A 16,561-nucleotide genomic window follows, 5' to 3' on the forward strand; every position below is an offset into this window, starting at 1 on the left:
GTGGGGGTGCGGGTGGAGGCGCTAGCGCCCAACGCTCCGACGCAGCTACCCGATTGGTGTAGACCAGTGAACGGAGATTGGCATGGACCAATGAGGACCGTCAAGGCCTCTCGGTGGAGCACTTCCAAGCCGTTATCAATGCTTGACATGGGGTGGGTCCGGCCGTGCGCGGCCATGTCAGGACTGGACCATTCCCTTCCGGGAAATCAGCTCAATCCGGACTTTCATGGACGAGCTGACCGCCGGGTGACGGTCTGATAACGGGTCAGGTCAGATCTATGCGCCGCCCTTGACGGCCGCTTCCGGGCACCGTGAGACTCCCGCAATTGGTCGAGACCATTGGGGAGAGTGGTGCGAACATGAGACGTCGTGGCGTCGTTGCCGGGATCTTTTCGAGCCTTGCTGCGTGCGGCCTGAGCGCCTGCGGCCTCGTCGGCGCGGGGCCCGGCGGGCACGGCAGCCCCTCGCCCACCAGCTGGAACGGCAGGACCCTGGTGGTCTGGCTGATGCAGGGGGACGACCAGCAGGCCTGGATGACCTCCGTCCGGCGCGAGTTCGGGCGCAGCTACCCCGGTGCGAAGATCGACTTCGAGGTGCAGGACTGGGCCGGCGTCCAGCAGAAGGTGACCGACGCGCTCGCCCAGGTGAACCCGCCGGACGTGATCGACATCGGCAACACGCAGACCCCCTACTACGCCGCCAACGGCGGGTTGCTCCAGCTCACGCCCTATCTCACCGAGCTCGGCGGCCAGGGCTGGACGAAGTCGATGAACGCCTCGACCCTGTTCCGGGGCAAGCAGTACGCCGCGCCGTGGTACGCGGGCAACCGCGTGGTGATGTACAACAAGCTGCTCTGGAAGAAGGCCGGCCTCGGCGCCCCTCCGCAGACCATGCAGGAGTGGCAGGACGACCTCGCCCGGCTGCGGGACACCAGCGGCGTCTCCTCCGCCCTGTGGCTGCCGGGTCAGAACTGGTACGCCTTCGACGGATTCCTGCAGGACGAGGGCGCGCAGATCGTCAAGGAGTCCGACGGCGCCTGGCAGGGCGACCTGGACAGCCCGGCGGCCCTGAGGGCCGCGGCGCTCTTCAAGAAGCTGCAGGCCTTCGGGAGCGCCCCGATGGACGGCAACGAGGCGAACCAGGCGAAGGACTTCGCCAAGGGCGACGTCGGCTGCATGATCGCCATGGGCTACGAGGGCGCGCAGGTCGTCGCGGCCAACCCCGCGCTGAACGGCCAGATCGGCTGGTTCCCCGTCCCCGGTGCTACCGCGGGCCAGCCGGCCAAGACCTTTCTCGGCGGCTCGAACCTGACGGTCTCGCAGAACAGCGCGAACAAGGATCTCGCGGTCGGCTTCCTGAGGATCGCCCTGGACGACGCGAACGAGGCGCTGATGGCCAAGGACTCCGGCTTCCTGCCGAACCGCGCCAGTCTGTACGGCGCACTGACGGGCAACCCCTACGCCCAGGCGGCGGCGAAGTCCGTCCCGTACGCGGGCTACACGCCGCTGCTGCCCACCTGGGGCAACGTGGAGACGGCCCCGAACCCGGTGACCACCCTCTTCCTCACCCCGTTCCTCGAGGGCAAGGATCCGGACGCCGCCGCCCAGGCCGCCGACCGCGAGATGACCGACCGGCTCAGCTGGAACTGACCGCGCAGCGGCGGCGGGGAGCGGCGAAAGGCCGCGAGCGCCGGAGGCGGGACCCTCAACCCGCGCCGACACCGCGGCCTTCGGCCTCGTCGGAGGAGGAGTTCGCCGGTGGCGCTCACGGGTGTGCGGGCCCGGGGTGCGGCGGCGGATCGACCGACGGTGAGGAGCGGTGGCCGCGCGGTCAGGGCAGATGCGCGAGGCGGTCGCTCCTTGGTGCTGCCTCGATTGTGGACTAGACCATTCTTGGTTGTCCAGACCAGTGGGTGCGCCAATCCCGGGAATCCGGGAGCGCCCGAAAACGCCCGATCCCGTCCGGCGGGCGCCGGACGGTTACCCTCGGGCCATGCCTTCCCTGAACGAGCTGGTGCGCCACCACACCTCGCTGGAACCCGCCGACGTGGAGTGGATCCACCTGCTCATCTCCGAATGGCAGCTGCTGTCGGACCTGTCCTTCGCCGACCTCGTGCTCTGGGTCCCGACCCGGGACGGCACCCGCTACGTCTCCCTCGCCCAGATGCGACCCAACACCGGCCCGACCTCCTACCAGGACGACATGGTCGGCCACCTCGTGCCGCGCGGCCGCAGACCGCTGCTGGACATGGCGCTCGACGAGGGCAGGATCGTCCGGGAGGGTGACCCCGAGTGGCGCGAGGACGTACCCGTTCGGGTGGAGTCGATCCCGGTGCGCCGGGAGGGACGCATCCTCGGAGTGATCGCCCGCAACACCAACCTGCTGACCGTGCGCACCCCCAGCCGGCTGGAGCTCACCTACCTGCAGAGCGCCTCCGACCTGGCCCAGATGATCGCCAACGGCACCTTCCCCTTCCCGGGGGAGCAGGTGGACATGGACGCCTCGCCGCGCGCCGGCGACGGCCTGATCCGGCTCGACGCCGACGGCGTCGTCACCTACGCCAGCCCCAACGCGCTCTCCGCCTACCATCGGCTCGGCCTCAACTCCGACCTGGTCGGACTGAACCTCGGCAAGACCACCGCCGACCTGATCCCGCCCACCCGCGGCCCGGTCGACGAGGCGCTGGTCAAACTGGCCAGCGGCTGGGCGCCGCGGCAGACCGAGATCGAGCACCCCGAGGCCGTGGTCCAGCTGCGCACCATCCCGCTCAAGCCCAAGGGCGAGACCATCGGCTCGCTGGTGCTGCTGCGCGACGTCACCGAGCTGCGCCGCCGCGAGCGCGAGCTGATGACCAAGGACGCCACGATCCGCGAGATCCACCACCGGGTCAAGAACAACCTGCAGACCGTCGCCGCGCTGCTGCGCCTCCAGTCCCGCCGGATGGACTCGGACCCCGCGCGCGCCGCCCTCGACGAGGCGGTGCGCCGCGTCGGCTCGATCGCGATCGTGCACGAGACGCTGTCGATGGCCCTGGACGAGCGGGTCGCCTTCGACGAGATCGCCGACCGGGTGCTGGCCATGGTGATGGAGCTCTCACCGGACGGCCGGGTGACCGCGCGCCGCGACGGCAGCTTCGGGATCCTCTCCGCGGAGGTGGCGACGCCGCTGTCCATGATCCTCACGGAGATCCTGCAGAACGCGCTCGAGCACGCCTACGGCCCGAAGAGCGGCGGGGTGGTCCGGGTGGCGGCCCGCAGGGAGGACGGTGTGCTGCACATCACGGTCACCGACGACGGCTCCGGACTGCCCGAGGGCTTCGACCCGCAGACCGCGGGAAACCTGGGCCTCCAGATCGTCCGTACCCTGGCCGCAGGGGAGTTGGGCGGGAGCTTCGACATGAGGCCCGCGCCGCACGGCGGAACCGAGGTCGTCCTCGAAATCCCGTTTGGCTGACTGTAGGTCTGTTTTTACCAGTTACACACCCGAAGGGCGACAACCCCAAGGGATGCTGGCTCGTCTTCAGTCCCGGACGCCACAAGCGCAGCTCATGGCGCCGAGCAGGACCACCCCTACCCGACGCCCGGCGAGAAAACCCAAGTGGATCAAGAGAACTTCATCGCGCCCACCCACCCCACCGTCTCAGGCGGGGGAGTCATTACGGCTCCGGCGTGGCAGCAGCCCGGCGCGACCCGGACCGCCGGACCGGACTGGTCCGGCGGAGCGGTCTGGCCGACGGCCGACCCGGCTCCGGCCCGCACGCTGCTGGACATCCTCGACGAGACCGCCTGGCGTCACCCCGACGCCCCGGCCCTCGACACCGGTACCGCCGTCCTCTCCTACCGGCAGTTGCTCCACGCCGTGGGCAACCTCGCGGCCGAGCTGGCGGACTACGGCATCGGACCCGGCGACCGCGTCGGCGTCCGCGTGCCCAGCGGCACCCCCGAGCTCTACCTCGGCATCCTCGGTGTGCTGCGCGCCGGCGCGGCCTACGTCCCCGTGGACGTGGACGACCCGGACGAGCGCGCCGAGATGATCTGGACCGACGCCGGGGTCTGCGCCATCGTCGGCGCAGGTCTGTCCGTCGTCGCCGGACCCAGCCCCACCGGCGGGGAGCCCGGCGCGGCACGCGTCACCGACGACGCCTGGATCATCTTCACCTCCGGCACCACCGGCCGGCCCAAGGGCGTGGCCGTCACCCACCGCAGCGCCGCCGCCTTCGTCGACGCCGAGGCCCGGCTGTTCCTGCGCCAGGCGCCGCTCGGCCCCGGCGACCGGGTGCTGGCCGGCCTCTCTGTGGCCTTCGACGCCTCCTGCGAAGAGATGTGGCTGGCCTGGCGCCACGGCGCGTGCCTGGTGCCCGCGCCGCGCTCGCTGGTCAAGGCCGGCACCGACCTCGGCCCTTGGCTGGTCGAGCGCGGTATCACCGTCGTCTCCACCGTGCCCACCCTGGTCGCGCTCTGGCCCGAGGAGGCGCTGGACCAGGTCCGGCTGCTGATCGTCGGCGGCGAGGCCTGCCCGCCCGAGCTCGTCGAGCGCCTGGCCGTCTCCGGCCGCGAGTTCTGGAACACCTACGGACCCACCGAGGCCACCGTCGTCGCCTGCGCCTCGCTGATGCGCGCGGGCGAGCCGGTGCGCATCGGCGCGCCGCTCGACGGCTGGGAGCTGGCCGTCGTCGGAGCCGACAACCGGCCTGTCGCCTGGGGCGAGGTCGGCGAGCTCGTCATCGGCGGCGTCGGCACCGCCCGCTACCTCGACCCCGCCAAGGACGCCGAGAAGTTCGGCGCCCAGCCCTGGCACGGGCGCCGCGAGCGCGTCTACCGCAGCGGCGACCTGGTCCGCGCCGACCCGCAGGGCCTGGTCTTCATGGGCCGCGCCGACGAGCAGGTCAAGCTCGGCGGCCGCCGGATCGAGCTCGGCGAGGTCGACGCCGCGCTGCAGGCGCTGCCGGGCGTCCGCGCCGCGGCCGCCGCGGTCAAGGAGACCCCGGCGGGCGGCCAGGTGCTGGTCGGCTACCTCGTCCCCGACGGCGGCCAGGAGCCCGAGCTGGCGGCGCTGCGCACCCTGCTGCTCGACCGGCTGCCGCAGGCCCTGGTGCCGGTGCTGGCCGTCGTGGCGGAGCTGCCGACGCGCACCTCCGGCAAGGTCGACCGCAAGGCGCTGCCCTGGCCGCTCCCGGGCGTCGGCGCGGACGCCGGGACGGACGCCGGCGGACCGCTGCACGGCACCGCCGCGTGGCTGGGCGAGCAGTGGCAGGCCGTGCTCGGCGTGCCGGTGGGACCGGAGAGCGACTTCTTCGCCCTCGGCGGCACCAGCCTCGCCGCCGCCAAGCTCGTCTCGCTGCTGCGGCAGCGCTTCCCCGGCGCCTCGGTGGCCGACCTCTACCAGCAGCCCCGGCTGCAGTCGCTCGCCGACCACCTCGACGGCGGGGCGGTCGAGGAGGAAAAGGTCCGCGAGGTCCGGCCGGTGCCGCGCTACGTGGGCCTGTACCAGGCGCTGGTGCTCGCCGTCCTCTACACCCTGACCGGCCTGCGCTGGGTGCTGGCGCTCGCCGCGGTCGACAACGTCATCGGGCCGCTGCCGTGGGCCCCGCACACCTCCTGGACCCTGATCGCGGGCGGCTGGGTGCTGCTGTCCAGCGCCTTCGGCCGCAGCCTCATCGGCGCGCTCGGCGCCCGCCTGCTGACGGCGGGTCTGAAGCCGGGCAGCTACCGCCGCGGCGGCTGGGCCCACCTGCGGCTGTGGACCGCCGAGCGGCTCGTCGGCATGTTCAACGTAGCCGCCGTCATCGGCACCCCGCTCGCCCGCCGCTACGCGCGCCTGCTCGGCTGCCGCGTCGGCCGCGACGTCGAGCTCCACAGCATGCCGCCGGTCACCGGCATGGCCGTCTACGGCGACGGCTGCGCGGTGGAGACCGAGGTCGACACGGCCGGCTGGTGGCTCGACGGCGACCTGCTGCACCTGGGCACGATCCGGATCGGCAAGGGCGCCCGCGTCGGCACCCGGACCATGCTGATGCCCGGCGCCGAGATCGGCTACGACGCCGAGGTGCTGCCCGGCAGCTGCGTGCTCGGCCGTGTCCCGGCCCGCGCCCGCGTCCACGGCAGTCCGGCCGTCGCGGACGAGCGGCCGGTGCCGGAGCAGGAGGTGTGGCCCGAGCCCGCGCACCGCCGCTCCCGCCTGTGGGACCTCGCGTTCGCGGTCGCGCTGCCTGGCTTCCAGCTGCTGCCGTTGCTCTCGGCCCTGCCGGCCGGCGTGGCGCTCTGGCTGATGATCGGCAAGGACCCCTCCTATCTCGGCGTCTTCGACCGGATAGTCGTGGCCTCGGTCCCGCTGGCCCTGGTGACCACGGTCCTCTACGCGCTGGCCGTCGTGGTGACGGTCCGGCTGTTCTCCGTCCCGATCAAGCCCGGGCTGCACCCCGCCCACGGCAAGGTCGGCTTCTGCGTCTGGGCCGTCCACAACCTGATGGGCTCGGCCCGGGTCACCCTCTTCCCCTTCTACGCCAGCCTGATGACGCCGCTGTGGCTGCGGCTGCTGGGCGCGAAGCTCGGCCGCCGGGTCGAGGCGTCGACCGTGATCGGCCTGCCCGGCCTGATGCGGGTCGACGACCACGCGTTCCTCGCCGACGACACGATGGTCGGCTCCTTCGCCGTCCGCGGCGGCTGGATGCGGCTCGGCGTCTCGTCGGTCGGCAAGCGCTCCTTCGTGGGCAACTCCGGCATCGTCGGCCCCGGCCGCGCGCTGCCGGACGACTCGCTGGTCGGCGTCCTCTCCGACGCGCCCCCAGCCTCCGAGCCGGGCAGCTCGTGGCTGGGCCGGCCCGGCATGCGCGTGCAGCGCGTCGTCGAGGGCGGCGACGACACCGCCCGCACCTACGACCCGCCGCGCCGACTCGTCTGGGCCCGCGCCCTGGTGGAGCTGTGCCGCATCCTGCCGGTGCTGATCACCGTGCTGCTCGGCGACCTGGCCGCCACCGCCCTGCAGGCGCTCTTCGACTGGGACGGGCTGACGGTCTCCGCCGTCCTGGCGGGCGTGCTGCTGCTGGTGCTCGGAGTGACGGCATGTCTGATCACCACGCTGGCAAAGTGGTTGCTGGTGGGGCGCTTCCGCGAGGGGCAGAAGCCGCTGTGGAGTTCGTTCGTGTGGCGCAACGAGCTCTTCGACACCTTCGTCGAGGAGCTGGCGATGCCGTGGCTGGGCGGAACGCTCGTCGGCACGCCCTTCTTCACCCTGTGGCTGCGTAGCCTCGGCACCCGGATCGGCCGCGGCGTGTGGTGCGAGTCGCACTGGTTCCCGGAGACGGACCTGATCGCCATCGGTGACGGAGCCACCGTCAACCGCGGTGTGGTGGTGCAGACCCACCTGTTCCACGACCGGCTGATGCGCATGGACGCCATCGAGGTGGGGGCCGGGGCGACCATCGGCCCGCACTCGATCGTGCTGCTGGGCTCGACGCTGGGGGAGGGGGCCGTGGTCGGCCCGTCCTCGCTGGTGATGCGCGGAGAGTCGGTGCCGGCGGGCAGCCGCTGGCTGGGCAACCCGGTGCGCCGCTGGGCGTAGCGACACGGAAGCCCCCGACCGCTGCGGCGGTCGGGGGCTTCCTCGTGCTCGGCCCGTCCCCGGACTCGGCTGCGCCCGGAGACGAAGCCTTGGGACGAAGCTTTGGAGACGAAGCGAGGCCCTGCCGAACGGGGGGGAGGTTCGGCAGGGCCTCTGGCCTGCTCCGGCCGTCGGGGGGAGTCGGCCGGAGCAGGGGCTCTGTGATGACAGTAGCGCTCCGTGCACGGCACAAGCGACTGCCCTCGGCTCCGACGGTATCAAATCCTCGGGGCCGTTGAGCAATGCACAGGTGTGCATTGCTTTGGAAAGTGCTCACCCTCTGCTGAAGGCGGGCACTCGATCAAGGGTTGATCAGAAGGTGGTGCGGGTCGTGCGGGGCGTTGCGGTGACTCAGCGTGTCAGGCGTGTGTCAGGCGGTGCGGGCACGGTTGCGGGCGGCACGGCGCTTCATCGCGCGGCGCTCGTCCTCGCTCATGCCACCCCAGACACCGGCGTCCTGGCCCGTCTCCAGCGCCCACTGGAGGCAGCTCTCCATGACCGGGCAGCGACGGCACACGGCCTTCGCCTCCTCGATCTGGAGCAGCGCGGGCCCGGTGTTGCCGATCGGGAAGAAAAGCTCGGGGTCCTCTTCCCGGCAGACAGCGCGGTGGCGCCAGTCCATCTTGTCCAACTCCTCTAAAGGCGGGGGTGTCCCACCAGCATCAATGGCAGCTTGTGAATGTGAACGCTTTCACGAACCCGATGGCAGGCACAGGGCCGACGCATGAGTCGGCGCACGTATGCTCGCGGCGTTGCGGGTGGATTCGGGCGCCTCAGGCGGTCTCCGTTACGGACCGTCCCGATCGCCATGTAAAGGTTCGCAAACCTCGACCCGGGATACAACCCCCTTCGGGTAGGAAATTTTGAATCGTCGGTGTCGCTTGGGTCACACCCTGTACTTCGATGGAGTGAAGCGGCGCGTGCGTTCGAGAACAAGGCCAAATGGCCCTCGCGTTCACACAATCACACGCAGTGCCCGAGATACGCCTGTGAAGCTGATGGTGTTCCGCTCCCCAAGGTGGTCCCCATCGACCTGGAACGGCAGCGGTTCCTGCGAATGCAAGGTGAATTCCGCGAGATCGTGGTAGGCGACCACGTGTTTGCCGTGCGGTCCTGCACCCGTGGAGTCCAGCAGCTGCGGGATCGTGCGCAGAGTCTGAACGAGTGACATGCGGGTCATGCCGAAGAGGTCGAGGCTCGTGTCGAAACCGGCCTCCGGCGAGGCGTAGACGGGCCGGTTGCCGAGATACGTCCACGGCGAGGTGTTGGAGACTATCGACACCGCGAGGCCCGGGATCGGGTCCGCCCCGTCGCTACTGAACGTGATCGGCCCGTGGCGACGGTGTCTGCCCTCGTCGAAGAACTGCCGCCACGCCTGCCCCACGTACAGGGCGTGCGTCGATCTGCGCCCGCCGCGCCGCGCCTGCTCCACGCGGCCCACGACGCCGGCGTCGAAGCCGAAGCCGGCCGTGAAGGTGAACCAGCGGTCGGGGAGCCCCTCCCCTCCCGAGCGGCCCAGGCTGATGGACCGCTGCCGCGGGGCGCCGGGCCGGGCCAGCGCGTCGAGCAGCACACCGGTCGCCTCGACGGGGTCGTTCGGCAGACCGAGCGCGCGGGCGAAGACGTTGGTGCTGCCGCCCGGAACGATCGCCAGTGCGGGCAGGTGTTCGCCGGGGCCGTCATGGAGCAGCCCGTTGACGACCTCGTTCACCGTTCCGTCGCCGCCCAGGGCGACCACGACGTCGTGCGTGCGCTCGCGCGCCGCCTCCCGCGCGAGATCCCGCGCGTGGCCCCGGTAGCCGGTGGCGACGACGTCCAACTTGAGGTCGTGGGAGAGGGCGTGCGCGAGGACGTCTCTGGTTCGTCCACTGGTGGTGGTCGCTTTGGGATTGACGACCAGGAGCGCACGCATGCTCGTAAGCGTACCTACGGGGCGCGGCCGGGACCCCGTGAGGGGCGCGGCAGCCCGGTGCTCCGGGGCGGGTGGTGCCGGTGATCCACAGCGCAGAAGCTAGCCTGGAGCTGTGACCGTGAATGCCGCCGTGCCCGCTGCCGCCGCCCCCGCGCGTCCCAGGACGCTGACCGCCGGGGCGTGGCTCTCCATCGCCCAGGGCCTCGTGATCGCCGCCTACGGCGTCTACGTCGTGGTGGCCCCGCTGGTCGCCACCACCAAGACCGGCGTCGGCATGGCCGAGTTCGCCGGCGTGCTGCTGCTCCTCCTGGGCTTGCTCCCGCTCGCCGCGGGGCGCGCGCTGCTGCGGCTGCAGAAGTGGGGGCGCAGCCCGGCGGTGATGATCGACACCCTCTGCCTGGCGGTCGCGTACTTCTCCTGCGAGAACGGCGGGGCGTTCGTCGCCCTCGGCGTCGCCGTAGGGCTGGTCGGGATCGGCGGAGCCGTGCTGCTCCTGCACCCGAGGACCACCGCCGCGCTGTGGCCCTCGGGTCAGTGAGGCCGGGAGCCCCTACTCCTCGATGAGGAGCTTCTCCCGCAGCTGGGCCAGCGTGCGGGCGAGCAGCCGGGAGACGTGCATCTGCGAGATGCCCACCTCGGCCGCGATCTGCGACTGCGTCATGTTGCGGAAGAACCGCAGCACCAGGATCCGCTGCTCGCGCTGCGGAAGCTGCGCCAGCAGCGGCTTGAGGGACTCCCGGTACTCGACTCCCTCCAGCGCGTCGTCCTCCGCGCCGAGGGTGTCCGCGACCGCGGGCGACTCGTCGTCGGTGTCCGGGACGTCCAGCGAGAGCGTGCTGTACGCGTTCGCCGACTCCAGGCCCTCCAGCACCTCCTCCTCGGAGATGCCGAGGTGCTCCGCGAGCTCGTGCACCGTCGGCGAGCGGCCGTGCCGCTGGGAGAGCTCGCTGGTCGCCGTGGTGAGCGAGAGCCGCAGCTCCTGAAGGCGGCGCGGGACCCGGACGGCCCAGCCCTTGTCGCGGAAGTGGCGCTTGATCTCGCCGACGATGGTCGGGGTCGCGTAGGTGGAGAACTCGACACCGCGCTCCGGGTCGAACCGGTCCACCGACTTGATCAGGCCGATGGTGGCGACCTGCGTCAGGTCGTCCAGCGGCTCGCCGCGGTTGCGGAAGCGGCGGGCCAGGTGCTCGACCAGCGGGATGTGCATGCGCACCAGCTGGTTCCGCAGTTCCACCCGCTCCGGGGAACCGTCGGGCAGTTGGGCGAGCCGCACGAAGAGGGCGCGGGCGGCCTCGCGGTCCGGCGCGCTGTGACGCTGCGGCGCGGCCGTGCGCGCGCCGCCGGGACCCCACGGCTCGGCCGGCTTCTCGCCCTCGGCGTCGCCCTCGTGGTCCTCGTGCGCGTCGTCCTCGTCGTCCACCTCGAGAACGACGTCGGTGTCCTCGGCGCCGTCGGCGTCGAGCTCGAAGTCGGCCGGCCCGTCGTGGGCGGGCCGCGCCGACTCGGCCTCGGGGGCCGGGTGGGCGTCGGCGCGCTCGGGGTCGTCCGCGAACACCCTTTCCTCCGTCTGCTTCTGGTCGCTGGCGTCCGCCTGGGCGGGCACGTGGGCCCGGTTCGTTCCGGCCCGGTGGTTGAGGTCTCTCACGGCGATCCCCCGCTCCCGTCTCCTCGCGTCACGGCTGGCCGGGGCCGGCCCCGCGCTTCTTGTGCAGGCTGATGGTCACCGTCTTGTCCGGTTCGACGGTGGACTCCACCTCACCGGCCAGCGCGGAGAGCACCGTCCAGGCGAAGGTGTCGCGTTCGGGCGCGCGCCCGTCCGTCGTCGGGGCGGAGACGGTCACCTTGAGCGAGTCGCCGACCAGTCTGAACAGGCAGCTGAGGACCGAGCCGGGCACGGCCTGCTGGAGCAGGATCGCGCAGGCCTCGTCCACCGCGATGCGCAGATCCTCGATCTCGTCGAGCGTGAAGTCGAGCCGTGCTGCGAGACCGGCTGTCGCGGTTCGCAGAACCGAGAGGTAGGCGCCCGCCGCGGGCAGTCGGACCTCGACGAAGTCCTGCGCGTCGGGCTCGCCGTCGATCTGGGACACCCTCACCTCCGAGCTGTTCCGTGCCGTGCTGTGCATGTGGCTGTCCGTATGGCTGATTGGTGCCGTGACCGGTGACGCTACCGCGATCGCGAGCGTCGTGTCGCCCATCCGGCCACCCCGGGCTTGCTGGTGACTCATAGTAGGTCTCGATATACGCACCGTGGCAATGGTGGTGGCGAAAACAGGAGAAATCAGCTGCCGAGCTCGGCCAGGGCCGCGCCGCTCAGCCGGTAGACGGTCCACTCGTCCATGGGCGTCGCGCCCAGGGCCCGGTAGAAGGCGATCGAGGGCTCGTTCCAGTTCAGCACCGACCACTCCAGCCGGCCGTAGCCGCGCTCCACGCAGATCCGGGCCAGCTCCGTCAGCAGCGCCTTGCCGTGGCCGCCGCCGCGCGACTCGGGACGAACGTAGAGGTCCTCCAGGTAGACGCCGTGGGCCCCCGTCCAGGTGGAGAAGTTCCGGAACCAGAGCGCGAACCCGACCGTCCGGCCCGTGTCGTCCTCGGCGACGTGCGCGAACGCGGCGGGGTGCGCGCAGAACAGCGCGTCGTGCAACTGCTGCTCCGTGGCCTTCGCCTCGGCGAGCGACTTCTCGTAGTCCGCGAGCTCGCGCACCATCGCGTGGATCTCGGGGACGTCGGCGGGGACGGCGGGTCGGATCATGTCTGAAGCCTAAGCGAGGGGACTGACGGAGCGGACCGGCGCGGCAGATCGGGCGACCGGAGGATCGGGGCGGGAGATCGGGGGACCGGGGGGATCGGCTGGGGAACCGGCCCGGGAGCCGGTGCTCAGACGAGACGCCGGTCCTCGTAGCACCAGCGCCCGCTCTCGCCGGGCTCGTGGCCGCGCATGACCCCGTGGCCGGTCCGCTTGTGGTGCTCCGCGGCCCGGCGGCCCGGCGTCGAGTCGCAGCAGCCGACATGGCCGCAGTGCGCGCACCTGCGCAGCGCGACGGAGCGCTGTCCGAGCTCCGCGCAGTGCGGGCAGCCGTCCGTCGCCGCGGCCGGCTCGGGATCGGGCAGCTCCGCGAGGTGCGCGCAGGGACGGGAGGGGGACATGCCCTCCAGAGTACGGGGTGGCCGTCTTTCCGTGTGGCTCTGTGTCGCTCTGTCCATGAGCAGCCCCGGCACCCTCTTCCTCCTGGTCGCCGGGGGCACCGCGGTCGCGGGCGCGGCCCGCAGGTACCGTCTCTCCGCGCCGCTGCTGCTCGTGGTGGCCGACGCCTGATCGCCTCCGAGGTGCCGGGCGTCCCGAGCTGCACGCTCGACCCGGAGATCGTGCTGCCGGTGGTACTGCCGCCGCTCCTCTACACCTCCGCCTACACCTCCGCCCAGGAGGCCTCGGCGCGGTGATCGCCCCGCCGGACGCGGTCGCGGCGACGGCCATAGGCCGCCGGGTCGGGCTCCCGCCCAGCTCGTCCCGATCCTCCAGGGCGGGAGCCTGGTCAACGACGCGACCGCGATCACCGCCTACCGCGTCGCGGTCGCGGCGGCGGTCGGCGAGGGCTTCTCCTTCGGCAGCGCCGTCGGCGAGTTCCCCCCGGCGGCGTTGGGCGGGACGGCGGTCGGGCTGGTGCTGATGTGGCCGTTGCAGCGGCTGCGCGAGCGCAGTTCCGCGCGCCCCTGGCGGCCGGTGCGCGCGCGGTGCGTGGGTGGTCAGGGGGCGGGGCGAGGCTCGTTCCCGTGGGCGCCGCACCCCGTGGCGCCGGACGAGGAGCCTGCCATGGTCAGCACGCCCAAGAAGAAGATCCTGATCTCCGGTGCCAGCATCGCCGGGCCCGCGCTCGCGCTGTGGCTGGGGTGGTGCGGCCACGAGGTCACCGTCGTGGAACGGGCCCAGGCGTTCCGGGAGGGCGGCGGCGCGGTCGACTACCGGGGGCGCGTGCACCGCACGGTGCTGGAGCGGATGGGCGTGCTGGACACGCTCCGCGGACTGGACACGGGGATGGGCGAGCAGAGCGTCCTCGACCCGAGCGGGCGCGAACTCCTGCGGCTCCCGGCTTCGTTCATGAGCGGTGAGCTGGAGCTGACCCGCGGCGACCTGGCCCGGACCCTCTACGAGGCGAGCCTGCCGGTCGCGCGCTACGTCTTCGGCGACTCAGTCCGGGCGCTCACCGAGCACGCCGCCGGGGTCACCGTCGAGTTCGAGCGCGGTGCGGCGCGGGAGTTCGACCTGGTGGTGGGCGCGGACGGGATCCACTCCACGACCCGGCGGCTGGTCTTCGGACCGGAGGAGCGGTTCCGGCGGGACTCGGGCTGGTACACCGCGACGTTCTCCACCACCGCGCCCGCCGGTCTCGGGCTGCGCGACCGGGGGGTGATGTGGAACGACCCGGGGCGGATGGTCGGCCTGTCCAACCTCCTCGGCGAGGACGGCGTGATGATGGTGTTCCACGCCCCGGATCTCGCGTTCGACCACCGGGACACCGCCCGTCAACGGGAGATCGTCCGGGAGCGGTACGCGGACGCCGGATGGGAGGTCCCGGCGTTGCTGCCCTCGGCGGCGACCGCGCCGGACTTCTACTTCGACTCGCTCAGCCAGATCGTCATGGACCGCTGGTCCCACGGCCGGGTGGTGCTGCTCGGTGACGCGGCCTGGGCGCCGGCGCCGGGCGGGATGGGCAACGGGTTGGCCGTGGTGGGCGCGTACGTTCTGGCGGGGGAGTTGGCGGCGGCGCCCGATCACGCGACGGCGTTCGTCCGCTACGAGGAGCGAATGCGACCGTACGTGGCGAAGTGCCAGAAGCAGGGCGCGGGCGCGGGACGGTTCCTGGCGCCGGTCACGGCGAAGCAGTTGAGGCGGCGCAACCGTGTGTACCGTATGCTCTGTCACCGAACGATGCAGTCGTTCTTTGAGCGGTTGACGGTCAGGACGGCCGAGGCGATCGAGCTTCCGGCATACCGTCTTCCGCTCCTGAGTCGTCCGACAGTGGGGGTTGTCCCACAGTCGTAGACGAATCCTCAATCCCCCGGCTGGGGGCCACAGAAACCACCGAACGGCGGGCTACGCGCGTCAGAACGCGCTGAGCTCGCCGTTTGTTCATCTGAAGGCCTCATCAGGGTCGGCTCCCTGTGAATTGGCTATTGACCTTGATTCGTCAAGCCTGGTTTGCTTTCGCCCCAGGTCGACCAGCAACCACCCCTAGTGGTGACACCCAGTCAATTCTTTACAGTGCGCGTTGAGTTGACCGGGCGGTCTGGACAGGCCTGCGAGTTCTCCCAGGGCAAGCGGACGCGTCCCCAGTACCACCCCCCGTCCGCGACGAGAGAGGATCACTCCCCACATGCGCAACTCCCGCCTTCGAGGCACGGCGCTGGCCGGCATAGCCTCACTGTCCCTCGCCGCGGCAGGGCTCGCCCTCGCCGCGCCGGCGCAGGCTTCCAGCGGTGGTCACAGGGTCTCCGGCCAGGCTCACCACAACGCGGCCGAGGTCGGCGCCAACGCCGCCATCAACAACGAGTTCAACCCGTTCAGCTCGTCGCTCAACGCCAGCAAGACCCCGGGCATCAAGCAGTACGAGGCCAAGCAGCGCAACCGCATCGCGCACCAGGCCACGGCGGCGGCGACCGGCCAGGAGACCCTCTCCTACGGAGGCGGCACCGACGGCGTCGGCGTGATGGACGGTCACGTCAAGGTCTACCTGGTCTACTACGGCACCCAGTGGGGCACTCAGAGCACGAACAGCAGCGGTGACGCCACCTTCAGCGGTGACGTCAACGGTGCGGCACCGGTCGCCCAGGAGATGTTCAAGGGCATCGGCACCGGCGGCGAGACCTGGTCGGCCGACCTGACGCAGTGGTGCGACGGTCCGAACGTCGCGTCCGGCGCGACCTCCTGCCCGAGCAACGCCAGCTTCGTCCCGTACCAGAGCGGTGGCGTGCTGTCCGGCGTCTGGTACGACAACTCGGGCGCCGAGCCGACCAACGCGACCGGCAACCAGCTGGCCCAGGAGGCCATCAAGGCGGCCGGCCACTTCGGCAACACGACCTCCGCGTCGAACCGCTACGCGTACTACGTGATCCTGTCGCCCCACGGCACCGACCCGGACAACTACCAGGACCCGAACACCGGTTACTGCGCCTGGCACGACTACAACGGCGACAGCACCCTCACCGGTGGCGCGGCCTCGTCGCCCTACGGCGACATCGCCTTCTCCAACCAGCCGTACAACATGGACGCCGGCCAGAACTGCGGCGTCGGCTTCGTCAACGGCGCGTCCGCGGGCGAGCTGGACGGCTACACGATGACCCTCGGCCACGAGTGGCACGAGATGATGTCGGACACGTACCCGGCGGGCGGTTGGACCAACCACGTCTCCGGCTCGTCCTACAACGGCCAGGAGAACTCCGACGAGTGCGCCTGGCTGAAGCCCGGCACCGCCGGCGGCGCCGCGAACGTGACCATGGGCACCGGCACCTTCGCCGAGCAGGCGAGCTGGTCGAACGACACCAACTCCTGCGCCATCTCGCACACCATCCTGACCCACGGCGGCGGCACCACCAACACCGTCACGGTGACCAACCCGGGTACCCAGACCGGCACCGTCGGCACCGCCGCCTCGCTGCAGATCAGCGCCTCGGACTCGGGCTCGGGCCAGACCCTGACCTACTCCGCCAGCGGCCTCCCGGCCGGTCTGTCGATCAACTCCTCGACCGGTCTGATCTCCGGCACCCCGACCACCGCGGGCACCTCCTCGGTGACGGTCACCGCGACCGACTCCACGGGCGCCACCGGCAACACCTCGTTCAGCTGGACCGAGAACAGCTCGGGCGGCGGCTCCGGTTGCACCAGCACCGGCCAGAAGCTCGGCAACCCCGGCTTCGAGACCGGCACCGCGTCCCCGTGGACCGCGTCTTCGGGCGTCATCAGCAACTCCAGCTCGGAGCCGGCCCACTCGGGCAGCTACGACGCCTGGCTCGACGGCTACGGCACCACCCACACCGACACCGTGTCCCAGTCGGTGA

General features: G+C 71.4%; 12 protein-coding genes and 1 pseudogene. 7 read left to right on the top strand and 6 right to left on the bottom strand.

Annotated features, from left to right (window positions below; translation table 11 throughout):
• The first annotated feature begins 359 nt into the window (after positions 1–359).
• The 3 genes from TR48_RS07580 to TR48_RS07590 all read left to right on the top strand — a co-directional run bounded on the left by TR48_RS07580 (position 360) and on the right by TR48_RS07590 (position 7,560).
• Positions 360–1,649, top strand: coding sequence for an extracellular solute-binding protein (locus tag TR48_RS07580; RefSeq protein ID WP_042365130.1), 1,290 nt, complete (start codon positions 360–362; stop codon positions 1,647–1,649).
• A 343-nt stretch (positions 1,650–1,992) separates the two neighbouring features.
• On the top strand, positions 1,993–3,453 hold the full coding sequence (locus TR48_RS07585) for a sensor histidine kinase (RefSeq protein WP_042365131.1): 1,461 nt from the start codon (positions 1,993–1,995) through the stop codon (positions 3,451–3,453).
• 144 nt (positions 3,454–3,597) lie between these two features.
• On the top strand, positions 3,598–7,560 hold the full coding sequence (locus tag TR48_RS07590) for a Pls/PosA family non-ribosomal peptide synthetase (protein ID WP_439654448.1): 3,963 nt from the start codon (positions 3,598–3,600) through the stop codon (positions 7,558–7,560).
• A 409-nt stretch (positions 7,561–7,969) separates the two neighbouring features.
• On the opposite strand, the gene TR48_RS07595 is transcribed toward TR48_RS07590, so the two are convergent.
• Positions 7,970–8,221 carry a WhiB family transcriptional regulator gene (locus TR48_RS07595; protein ID WP_030257455.1) on the bottom strand — a complete coding sequence of 84 codons (252 nt, stop codon included), beginning with the start codon at positions 8,219–8,221 and terminating at the stop codon, positions 7,970–7,972.
• A 333-nt stretch (positions 8,222–8,554) separates the two neighbouring features.
• The gene (locus tag TR48_RS07600) at positions 8,555–9,511 is read right to left on the bottom strand and encodes a diacylglycerol/lipid kinase family protein (RefSeq protein ID WP_042365132.1); all 957 of its coding nucleotides are present in this window, start codon (positions 9,509–9,511) and stop codon (positions 8,555–8,557) included.
• 112 nt (positions 9,512–9,623) lie between these two features.
• On the opposite strand from TR48_RS07600, the gene TR48_RS07605 reads away from it, so the two are divergent.
• Positions 9,624–10,049, top strand: coding sequence for a hypothetical protein (locus tag TR48_RS07605; protein ID WP_052442469.1), 426 nt, complete (start codon positions 9,624–9,626; stop codon positions 10,047–10,049).
• 12 nt (positions 10,050–10,061) lie between these two features.
• On the opposite strand, the gene TR48_RS07610 is transcribed toward TR48_RS07605, so the two are convergent.
• The 4 genes from TR48_RS07610 to TR48_RS07625 all read right to left on the bottom strand — a co-directional run bounded on the left by TR48_RS07610 (position 10,062) and on the right by TR48_RS07625 (position 12,655).
• Positions 10,062–11,156, bottom strand: a complete 1,095-nt coding sequence (locus tag TR48_RS07610) for an RNA polymerase sigma factor SigF (protein ID WP_236652053.1) — start codon at positions 11,154–11,156, stop codon at positions 10,062–10,064.
• 28 nt (positions 11,157–11,184) lie between these two features.
• Complete coding sequence (locus TR48_RS07615) at positions 11,185–11,598, bottom strand: ATP-binding protein (protein WP_042365208.1); 414 nt, start codon at positions 11,596–11,598, stop codon at positions 11,185–11,187.
• Between the two features lie 191 nt (positions 11,599–11,789).
• The gene (locus TR48_RS07620; RefSeq protein WP_042365133.1) at positions 11,790–12,260 is read right to left on the bottom strand and encodes a GNAT family N-acetyltransferase; all 471 of its coding nucleotides are present in this window, start codon (positions 12,258–12,260) and stop codon (positions 11,790–11,792) included.
• A gap of 125 nt (positions 12,261–12,385) precedes the next feature.
• Complete coding sequence (locus TR48_RS07625; protein WP_042365134.1) at positions 12,386–12,655, bottom strand: UBP-type zinc finger domain-containing protein; 270 nt, start codon at positions 12,653–12,655, stop codon at positions 12,386–12,388.
• A gap of 55 nt (positions 12,656–12,710) precedes the next feature.
• Between TR48_RS07625 and TR48_RS45255 the strand changes: the two are divergent.
• The 3 genes and pseudogenes from TR48_RS45255 to TR48_RS45260 form a co-directional block, all read left to right on the top strand.
• A pseudogene (locus tag TR48_RS45255) lies at positions 12,711–13,199 on the top strand (cation:proton antiporter domain-containing protein); the annotation flags it as partial.
• Between the two features lie 120 nt (positions 13,200–13,319).
• Entirely contained in the window at positions 13,320–14,549 is a 1,230-nt protein-coding gene (locus TR48_RS07630; protein WP_042365135.1) for an FAD-dependent monooxygenase, read from the top strand.
• A 331-nt stretch (positions 14,550–14,880) separates the two neighbouring features.
• Positions 14,881–16,561, top strand: a 1,681-nt coding sequence (locus tag TR48_RS45260) for an Ig domain-containing protein (protein WP_063770931.1), incomplete at its 3' end; no start/stop codon positions are given.

This window comes from Streptacidiphilus neutrinimicus (genome assembly GCF_000787815.1).
Classification (GTDB): Bacteria; Actinomycetota; Actinomycetes; order Streptomycetales; family Streptomycetaceae; genus Streptacidiphilus; species Streptacidiphilus neutrinimicus.